This window comes from Pseudomonas sp. 13B_3.2_Bac1 (assembly GCF_025466205.1).
GTDB classification, from domain to species: Bacteria; Pseudomonadota; Gammaproteobacteria; order Pseudomonadales; family Pseudomonadaceae; genus Aquipseudomonas; species Aquipseudomonas fluorescens_H.
Genome location: NZ_JANLOG010000063.1, coordinates 1 through 8,285, shown reverse-complemented (window position 1 = coordinate 8,285; position 8,285 = coordinate 1). Strand labels below are relative to the sequence as shown.

At 61.8% G+C, this 8,285-nt stretch carries 9 protein-coding genes; 3 read left to right on the top strand and 6 right to left on the bottom strand.

The genetic code is table 11. The annotated features are described in order from the left end of the window. Positions 1 to 82 precede the first annotated feature (82 nt). Positions 83 to 1,018, bottom strand: a complete 936-nt coding sequence (locus NTD85_RS09785) for a Ppx/GppA family phosphatase (protein ID WP_201137384.1) — start codon at positions 1,016 to 1,018, stop codon at positions 83 to 85. 297 nt (positions 1,019 to 1,315) lie between these two features. On the opposite strand from NTD85_RS09785, the gene NTD85_RS09780 reads away from it, so the two are divergent. Both NTD85_RS09780 and map read left to right on the top strand, forming a co-directional pair. Beyond that, the gene (locus tag NTD85_RS09780) at positions 1,316 to 1,543 is read left to right on the top strand and encodes a ParD-like family protein (RefSeq protein ID WP_003225727.1); all 228 of its coding nucleotides are present in this window, start codon (positions 1,316 to 1,318) and stop codon (positions 1,541 to 1,543) included. After that, complete coding sequence (map, locus tag NTD85_RS09775) at positions 1,540 to 2,331, top strand: type I methionyl aminopeptidase (protein ID WP_262142037.1); 792 nt, start codon at positions 1,540 to 1,542, stop codon at positions 2,329 to 2,331. The genes NTD85_RS09780 and map overlap by 4 nt, the downstream gene beginning before the upstream one ends. A 132-nt stretch (positions 2,332 to 2,463) precedes the next feature. Here the strand turns inward: map and NTD85_RS09770 are convergent, their stop codons facing one another. The 5 genes from NTD85_RS09770 to ribBA all read right to left on the bottom strand — a co-directional run bounded on the left by NTD85_RS09770 (position 2,464) and on the right by ribBA (position 7,849). Then, complete coding sequence (locus tag NTD85_RS09770) at positions 2,464 to 3,618, bottom strand: ABC transporter ATP-binding protein (RefSeq protein ID WP_201137385.1); 1,155 nt, start codon at positions 3,616 to 3,618, stop codon at positions 2,464 to 2,466. A gap of 17 nt (positions 3,619 to 3,635) precedes the next feature. After that, on the bottom strand, positions 3,636 to 4,445 hold the full coding sequence (locus NTD85_RS09765; protein WP_003225722.1) for an ABC transporter permease: 810 nt from the start codon (positions 4,443 to 4,445) through the stop codon (positions 3,636 to 3,638). 6 nt (positions 4,446 to 4,451) lie between these two features. Continuing rightward, complete coding sequence (locus NTD85_RS09760) at positions 4,452 to 5,396, bottom strand: ABC transporter permease (protein WP_003225721.1); 945 nt, start codon at positions 5,394 to 5,396, stop codon at positions 4,452 to 4,454. Then, a complete protein-coding gene (locus tag NTD85_RS09755) occupies positions 5,393 to 6,418 on the bottom strand; it encodes an ABC transporter substrate-binding protein (RefSeq protein WP_003225720.1) in 1,026 nt (341 codons plus the stop codon). The genes NTD85_RS09760 and NTD85_RS09755 overlap by 4 nt, the downstream gene beginning before the upstream one ends. 321 nt (positions 6,419 to 6,739) lie before the next feature. After that, complete coding sequence (gene ribBA / locus NTD85_RS09750) at positions 6,740 to 7,849, bottom strand: bifunctional 3,4-dihydroxy-2-butanone-4-phosphate synthase/GTP cyclohydrolase II (protein WP_262142036.1); 1,110 nt, start codon at positions 7,847 to 7,849, stop codon at positions 6,740 to 6,742. 68 nt (positions 7,850 to 7,917) lie between these two features. Here ribBA and NTD85_RS09745 point away from each other — a divergent pair, with 68 nt between their 5' ends. Continuing rightward, positions 7,918 to 8,214 carry a DUF1330 domain-containing protein gene (locus NTD85_RS09745; RefSeq protein ID WP_262142035.1) on the top strand — a complete coding sequence of 99 codons (297 nt, stop codon included), beginning with the start codon at positions 7,918 to 7,920 and terminating at the stop codon, positions 8,212 to 8,214. The last annotated feature ends 71 nt before the right edge of the window (positions 8,215 to 8,285 follow it).

Sequence of the window (8,285 nt, the reverse complement as noted above, 5' to 3'; positions counted from 1 at the left end):
AAACAAAAAAAACACACCCCCCCCCCCCCCCCCCCCCCCCCCCCCCCCCCCCCCCCCCCCCCACACGGGAGTGTGCAGGGTGTCAGTGCCGGCTCATCAAACCGTGCAACACACCGAGGCGCAGCCCCGGTTCCGACGGCACCATCTGCGAAATGCCAAACACTTTGAACGCCGCCAGCATCAGCACCAATCCGCCGGGCAAAATGCTCTGGCGATGCGGCTGCAAACCTGCCAGCTTCAATTGCTGAACGTTCTTCACCTTCAGCAGCAACAGCGACAGGCGCAACAACCCACCATAGGTGATGCCATCCTGACCGAAGTCATTCAAGCGATTAGCCTTGAGCACCTTCGCCAGCATCCGCGCCGTGCCCGACGAGCCAATGGTCTGCTGCCAGCCCTGTGCGCGATAGCGGCGGGCGACTTTCTCGAATTGCATGATCGCCACACGCTCGGCTTCCTGCAGTGCACCGGGCGCAATGCGTCCGTCAGGGAAATAGCGTGCGCCCAGAGTGCCGCTGCCGATGGCGATGCTTTCGGTGAGCAGCGGCTGCGAACCTTGGCCGAGAATCAGCTCGGTGGAACCACCGCCGATGTCGACTACCAGGCGCATGTCTTCAGCGCCCGGCAGGGTATGGGCGACGCCGGCATAGACCAGTCGCGCCTCTTCATGGCCGGAAATGACGTCGATGCGAAAACCCAGATGGCGCTCGGCACTGTGCAGAAACAACTGCGCATTGTCGGCCTCGCGCACCGCGCTGGTCGCCACTGCCCGCACCTTGCCGGCCTCGAACCCGCGCAGTTTCTTGCCGAACCGCGCCAGCGCCTGCCAGCCACGATCCAGCGCCATTTCGTCCAGTGCACCGCCGTCGAAGCCCTCGGCCAACCGCACCGGTTCACGCAGGGTTTTGACTTCCTGAATCATGAAGCCTTTTCGACTGCGAACCGACTGGCCGATCATCATCCGAAACGCATTCGAACCCAGGTCGATGGCGGCAAACAGCGAGGCGTCTTCTTTCATGGGAATCCCTGCAAAGCATCCGTCGAAGGCTCAAGACGGTTTGCGAGGATTCTGCGGTGCGGTTGATGACATCCTGATGACGGGGCAGGGGCGGTTCAGTGAATTATCGGCTGTCATGACACTGTCATTATCCGGCGACTATCCTGACCCCAATACATCGCGTGTTCTTAAAGTTTTTGCTGCCTCTTTGGGCAGCTTTTTTTTGCCCGCGATTTGGCAATCCCTACGCAAGGTTTGCAATCGTAGGCGTCGTCTGGCTAATATGCGATCCATATACACTTCGTATCGGATTCGGATATGGGCATCGTAAAGATTTCAGAAGACATGCACGAGAACCTGCGCATCTCCAGCAACGCGCTCAGCCGCTCGATCAACGCGCAGGCCGAGCACTGGATGCGCATCGGCATGCTCGCCGAGCTGCACCCCAACCTCGACCACAGCGCCATTTGCCGCTTGCTGATCCGCGCCGAACAGAACGGCGGGCTGGATCTGCATCAACTGACTCAGGAAGCCGTCAGCGCATGAGAAACCAGATCAAGATCAATACACCCGCCGAAATCGTCCAGTCCCGTGCTGCCGGCAAGCTGGCCGCCGACGTACTGGCGATGCTGGTGCCGCACGTCAAGGCCGGGGTGACTACCGATGAGCTGGATCGGTTGTGCAACGACTACATCGTCAACGTGCAGAAAGCGATTCCGGCAAACGTCGGTTATCACGGCTTCCCGAAAACCGTCTGCGCCTCGGTCAACGATGTGGTGTGCCACGGCATCCCGTCGGGCACGCCGCTGAAGGATGGCGACATCGTCAACCTCGACATCGCGGTAATCAAGGATGGCTGGTTCGGCGACACCAGCCGCATGTACGTGGTCGGCGAGGCGACGCCTGAAGCACAACACCTGATCAAAACCACCTACGACGCGATGTGTGCGGGCATTCGCATGGTGCGTCCGGGCGCGACACTGGGCGACATCGGTCATGCGATCCAGAGCCTGGCGGAGAGCGAAGGTTTCAGCGTGGTGCGCGAGTATTGCGGGCATGGCATTGGCAAGGTGTATCACGATGAGCCGCAGATCCTGCATTACGGTTTTCCCAATCAGGGCATGAAGCTCAAGGCGGGGATGATCTTCACCGTCGAACCCATGCTCAATGCCGGCAAGCGCCATGTGAAGAACATGCCGGACGGCTGGACGGTGCTGACCAAGGATGGCTCGCTGTCGGCGCAGTGGGAGCATATGGTCGCGGTGACGGAGACAGGTTTTGAAATCCTGACGGCGTGGCCGGATCAGATTGAAGGATTTGCACCGATTAGCTGAGCGCCACAAAAAAACTGTGGGAGCGGGCTTGCTCGCGAAGGCGGTGTGTCATTCAACATAAACAGTGACTGACACACCGCCTTCGCTAGCAAGCCCGCTCCCACAAGGGGATTTGCGGGGTTACCGAGATCCTCAGTGGGCCCCGGCGGCTTTGTTGAGGTCGCTGTCGGTCCATTCGGTGTAGACGCAGGCGTCCGCGGTAGCCCAGCGCACCCGCACCGGATCGCCAGCCTTGAGCGGCATGCCCGCCGCCGACAGCGCTTTAACCGTCATCGAAGTACCGCCCGACGTCACCACGCTGCAGGTCTGGCTTTCACCAAGAAACAGCACCTCCACGACCTTGGCCGACACCTCATTCCAACCCGCTGCCAGCGGCTCCTCGCTCGCCTGCTGCACGCTCAGCGCCACAGCTTTTTCCGGCCGCACCATCAGCAGCACATCCTGCTCGGTGTGCAAGCCGGCAGTCAGGCGAATCGACAACGTCTGCCCCTCAAAACTCGCCGCCGCATTGCCTTGGGCCTTGAGCTTGAGGAAGTTCGAGTTGCCGAGGAACGACGCGACAAACGCATTCGGCGGGTTCTGATACAGGTCATAACCGCTGCCCAAACCAACAATCTTGCCGTGACTGAAAATCGCGATGCGCTGCGACAGGCGCATGGCCTCTTCCTGATCGTGGGTGACGTAGACGATGGTGATGCCCAGGCGCCGATGCAGCTGGCGCAGTTCATCCTGCAAGTCTTCACGCAGTTTTTTATCCAGCGCGCCGAGCGGTTCGTCCATCAGCAGAATCCGTGGCTCGTAGACCAGCGCCCGGGCGATGGCGACGCGTTGCTGTTGTCCGCCAGACAACTGCGAAGGGCGGCGATGGGCGAACTGTTCGAGCTGCACCAGTTTCAGCATCGCATCGACACGCTTGTCACGTTCGGCGGCAGCGAGTTTGCGAATCGCCAGCGGGAAGGCGATGTTGTCGCGCACCGACAGATGCGGGAACAGCGAATAACGCTGGAACACCATGCCGATGTCGCGTTTGTGCGGCGGCACATTGACCAGCGACTGACCGTTGACCAGGATCTCGCCGCTGCTCGGGGTTTCGAAGCCGGCGAGCATCGACAGCGTGGTGCTTTTGCCCGAGCCGCTGGAGCCGAGGAAGGTCAGGAACTCGCCGTCCTTGATGTCCAGCGAGATGTTGTCGACGGCGGCAAAGTCGCCGTAGTGCTTGTTCAGATTGCGCAGGCTGACCAGGGGTTTGTCGTTCTGCTGGGATGCGTCTTTGATCACGGCACTCATGTCGTACTCCTGGGCGCTCAGGCGCTGATTTCGTTGCGCCGGCGCAGCGCGGCGGCGATCACCATGACCAACACCGACAGGCCGATCAGCAGCGTCGAAGCGACGGCGATCACCGGGGTCAGGTCCTGGCGCAGGGTGGTCCACATTTTCACGGGAAGGGTTTGCAGGGTCGGGCTGGCCATCATCACGCTGAGCACCACTTCGTCCCACGAAACCAGAAAGGCGAAGAGGGCGCCGGCGACCATGCCCGGGCGGATCGCCGGAAAGGTCACCTTGAACACCGCTTGCAAGCGTGAGGCGCCGCAGATCACCGCTGCGTCTTCAATCGACTGATCGAACAGCTTCAGCGAGTTGATGATCGAGATGATGGTGAACGGCAGCGCGACGATCACATGGCTGACGACGAAGGCGAACAGGGTCCCGGTGTAACCGAGCTTGAGAAACAGCGCGTACACCGCCACCGCGATGATCACCAGCGGCACGATCATCGGCAGGGTGAACAGGCCGTAGAGCATTTCCCGACCGGGAAAACGCCCGCGCACCAACGCAAACGCGGTTGGCAGACCGAGGGCCACGGCGCAGATCGTGGTCAGCACGGCAACCTTGAGGCTGGCCGCGGCGGCGTTCATCCAGTCGGCGTTGGAGAAGAACTGGCCGTACCATTTCAGCGTCCAGCCCGGCGGCGGGAACACCAGCCACTGCGACGAGCCGAACGACAGCAGAACGATGAACACGATCGGCAGCAGCAGGAACAGGCCGATCAGTCCGGTGGTGGCGTAGAGCCCGAAACGCATCCGGCGGCTCATGGCATTGGGAGTCAGGAGCATCTCGGCTTACCTCGCGTTGCTGGCGCCAACCGGGGATTCCGGCTGAAGCTTCAGGTAGAAGTAGAACAGCACCAGGGTGATCGCGATCAGCAATGCTGCGCCGGCACTGGCCAGGCCCCAGTTGAGGAACGATTGCACCTGCTGAATGATGAACTCCGGCAGCATCATGTTCTGCGCCCCACCCAGCAGCGCCGGGGTGACGTAGTACCCGAGCGACATCACGAACACCATCAACCCGCCGGACGCCAGACCTGGCCGGCACAGCGGCAGGAACACCCGGAAGAAGTTGGTCCACGGACTGGCGCCGCAGATCGAGCCGGCCTGCAGAATCATCGGGTCGATGGCCTGCATGGTCGCCTGCAACGGCAGGACGATGAACGGGATCATGATGTAGCTCATGCCGATCACCACGCCGGTCAGGTTGTGCACCATTTCCAGCGGCTGATCGATGATCCCCAGCGCCATCAGCGCCTTGTTGATCACGCCCGAGGCTTGCAGCAGCACCAGCCACGAATAGGTGCGGGCGAGCAGGCTGGTCCACATCGACAGCAGCACGATGTTGAGAATCCAGCGGCCCCAGCCGCGCGGTACCAGGGTGATCGCCCAGGCCAGCGGAAAGCCCAGCAACAGGCTGAAAATCGTTACCAGTCCGGCCACCGAAAAGGTGTTGAGCAGCACCCGTGCATACGCCGAGTTGGCGAACAGTTGTTCATAGTTGCCAAGGCCCGGGGTCGGTTCCAGCACGCCGCGCAACAGCAGGCCAATCAACGGCGCGAGAAAGAACAGGCCGAGGAACAGCAGTGCCGGGACGAGGTTGCCGGCGCCGCGCCAGCGTTGTCTGAGGGACGGGGCTTGCGCCATTGCACTCGCCTTGCCTGTGGCCGGACCGGCAGCGCTCGTGGCGCTCCCGGTGGCAGTGGAGGGACGGGACGCGGTGGCCGCCATTTTCATTTGACCAGCCATTCGTTCCACCGTGTCGCGATGGCTTGACCGTTCTTGGCCCAGTACGCGAAATCAAGAGTGATCTGATCCTTAGCGTAGGCAGTCGGCAGGTTCGGGGCCAGCACCGAGTCCAGGCGCGCCACGCTGTCGACGTTGACCGGGGCGTAGGCGGTCAGGTTGGAGAAGTCGGCCTGGCCTTTGGCACTGCTGGCGTTGGCCAGGAACTTCATCGCCGCGTCCTTGTTTTTTGAGCCTTTCGGAATCACCAGAATGTCGGCCATGACCAGGTTCTGTTTCCAGCTCACGCCGACGGGTGCGCCGTCTTCCTGCAGGGCGTGAATCCGGCCGTTCCAGAACTGGCCCATGCTCGCTTCACCGGAGGCCAGCAGTTGCTGCGACTGCGCGCCGCCGCCCCACCAGACGATGTCTTTCTTGATGGTGTCGAGTTTCTTGAAGGCGCGATCAAGGTCCAGCGGGTAGAGCTTGTCGGCCGGCACGCCGTCGGCCAGCAGCGCCAGTTCGAGCACGCCGGGGCTTGGCCATTTGTACAGGGCGCGTTTGCCGGGGTAGGTCTTGGTGTCGAACAGGGCGGTCCAGTCTTGCGGCTTGGCCGCGCCGAGCTTGCCTTCGTTGTAGCCGAGGACGAAGGAGAAGAAGAACGAGCCGACGCCGTAATCGCTGACGAAACGCGGGTCGATCTTGTCGCGCTGAATGACTTTGAAGTCGAGAGGTTCGAGCAGGCCTTCGGCCGCGGCGCGCAGGGCGAAATCGGCTTCGACATCGACCACGTCCCACTGCACGTTGCCGCTCTCGACCATGGCTTTGAGTTTGCCGTAGTCGGTTGGGCCGTCCTGCACCACGGTGATGCCACTGGCCTTGCTGAACGGATCGGCCCAGGCCTGTTTCTGCGCATCCTGGGTGCTACCGCCCCAGCTGACGAAGTTCACGCTTTCGGCGGCCATTGCAGCCTGGCCGGTCACGCTCAGCAGTCCCGCAAAAAGGATTGCGGTTGCAGCTTTGTTCAACACCATTTTCACGCCCTCATTGTTGTGTTTTTGAGCGGGCTTGCGTTGTTGCCCGCCTGTCGGGAGCAGTAGCCGGACGGTTTTTCAGGTCGTTCGGTCTATGGAACATCATATTATGGTATTCCAAACTTTGTGCAAGCACTTTGCCTTACCGGTTATCTGGCGGAGCCATTTTTTGTCGTTCGAGGAAATGAGGCTGAAACGCAAAACCCCTTGTGGGAGCGGGCTTGCTCGCGAATGCGTTGGGTCATTCAACATTGATGTCGACTGATACGGCGCCTTCGGGAGCAAGCCCCCTCCCACAGGGGAACGTGGTGTTCTGTGGAGTTATTCGCTGAAGGGGATACTCTCGACCACCTCCAGGTCATACCCGGTCAGCCCCGCATACTTCAGCGGCGGCCCCAGATGCCGCAGCTTGCCCACCCCAAGGTTCTGCAGAATCTGCGCCCCGGTACCGACCTCGGAGTAAATCCGCGATTGCGAACGACTGAACTGTCGCGGCGGCTGGGTCAATTGTGGTACGCGCTCAAGCAATGCCTGGGACGATTCATGATTGGCCAGCACCACCACGACGCCATGACCTTCCGCCGCGACCCGTTGCAGCGCCGCCCACAGCGTCCAGTTGCTCGGCCCGCTGTATTCGGCGCCGACCAGATCACGCAGCGGATCGATCACATGCACGCGCACCAGCGTCGGCTCTTCGCGACGCAGATTGCCCATGACCATCGCCATGTGCACGCCGCCCTCGATGCGGTCCTCAAAGGTGATCAGGCGGAACGTGCCGTGCACCGTCGGCAGCTCGCGTTCGCCGATGCGCTCAATGGTGTGCTCGGTGCTCAGACGGTAGTGGATCAAGTCAGCGATGGTGCCGATCCTGATCCCGTGCTTACGGGCGAATACTTCCAGATCCGGGCGGCGGGCCATGGTGCCGTCATCGTTCATCACCTCGACGATCACCGAGGCCGGGGTGAAACCGGCGAGGCGCGCCAGATCGCATCCGGCCTCGGTGTGGCCGGCGCGGGTCAGCACGCCGCCTTCCTTGGCGCGCAGCGGGAAGATGTGCCCGGGTTGCACCAGGTCTTCAGCACGGGCGTCTTTCGCCACCGCGGCAGCGACAGTTCGCGCGCGGTCAGCCGCAGAGATGCCGGTGGTGACGCCGACTGCCGCTTCAATCGACACGGTAAACGCGGTGCTGAACACGCTGCCGTTGCTCGGCACCATTTGCTCAAGGCCCAGGCGCTGGCAGTGGTCGTCGGTCAGCGTCAGGCAAATCAGCCCGCGCGCCTCACGCGCCATGAAGCTGATCGCCTCGGGTGTGCAGCAGTCGGCGGCCAGCAGCAGGTCGCCTTCGTTTTCCCGATCTTCGTCATCGACCAGCAGGACCATTTTGCCGAGGCGATAATCTTCGAGGATTTCTTCGATGCTGTTGAAGGCCATGCTGGACTCTCAGGGTTTGTTGGAAATATATTGGTATACCATAATACAAAATCAACAAAGAGGTCACTATGAAGGCGTACTGGATTGCCCACGTGGATGTCGACGATGCCGAGCACTACAGCCAATACACCCAGCGCGCACCGGCGGCCTTCGCCGCGTTCGGCGCGAAATTTCTGGCCCGGGGCGGACGCAGCGAAGCGCTGGAGGGCAGGGCTACTCCTCAGCGTAGCGTGGTGATCGAGTTCGAGAGCTACGAGCAGGCGCTGGCGTGCTACCACTCGGCGGCGTATCAGGAGGCGAAAAGTTATCGCGAGGAATGGGCGAGGGCGGAGATCGTCATTGTCGAGGGCATTGCTCCACTTTAAGCAACACCCCAAACCCCCTGTGGGGGGGGGGGGGGGGGGGGGGGGGGGGGGGGGGGGGGGGGGTGGGGTTT

What these genes read in the sequence shown, in the direction of transcription:
- NTD85_RS09785 (WP_201137384.1), bottom strand. Translation starts at nt 1,018, where the DNA reads ATGAAAGAAGACGCCTCGCTGTTTGCCGCCATCGACCTGGGTTCGAAT.
- NTD85_RS09755 (WP_003225720.1), bottom strand. Translation starts at nt 6,418, where the DNA reads ATGGTGTTGAACAAAGCTGCAACCGCAATCCTTTTTGCGGGACTGCTG.
- NTD85_RS09760 (WP_003225721.1), bottom strand. Translation starts at nt 5,396, where the DNA reads ATGAAAATGGCGGCCACCGCGTCCCGTCCCTCCACTGCCACCGGGAGC.
- NTD85_RS09780 (WP_003225727.1), top strand. Translation starts at nt 1,316, where the DNA reads ATGGGCATCGTAAAGATTTCAGAAGACATGCACGAGAACCTGCGCATC.
- NTD85_RS09745 (WP_262142035.1), top strand. Translation starts at nt 7,918, where the DNA reads ATGAAGGCGTACTGGATTGCCCACGTGGATGTCGACGATGCCGAGCAC.
- map (WP_262142037.1), top strand. Translation starts at nt 1,540, where the DNA reads ATGAGAAACCAGATCAAGATCAATACACCCGCCGAAATCGTCCAGTCC.
- ribBA (WP_262142036.1), bottom strand. Translation starts at nt 7,849, where the DNA reads ATGGCCTTCAACAGCATCGAAGAAATCCTCGAAGATTATCGCCTCGGC.
- NTD85_RS09770 (WP_201137385.1), bottom strand. Translation starts at nt 3,618, where the DNA reads ATGAGTGCCGTGATCAAAGACGCATCCCAGCAGAACGACAAACCCCTG.
- NTD85_RS09765 (WP_003225722.1), bottom strand. Translation starts at nt 4,445, where the DNA reads ATGCTCCTGACTCCCAATGCCATGAGCCGCCGGATGCGTTTCGGGCTC.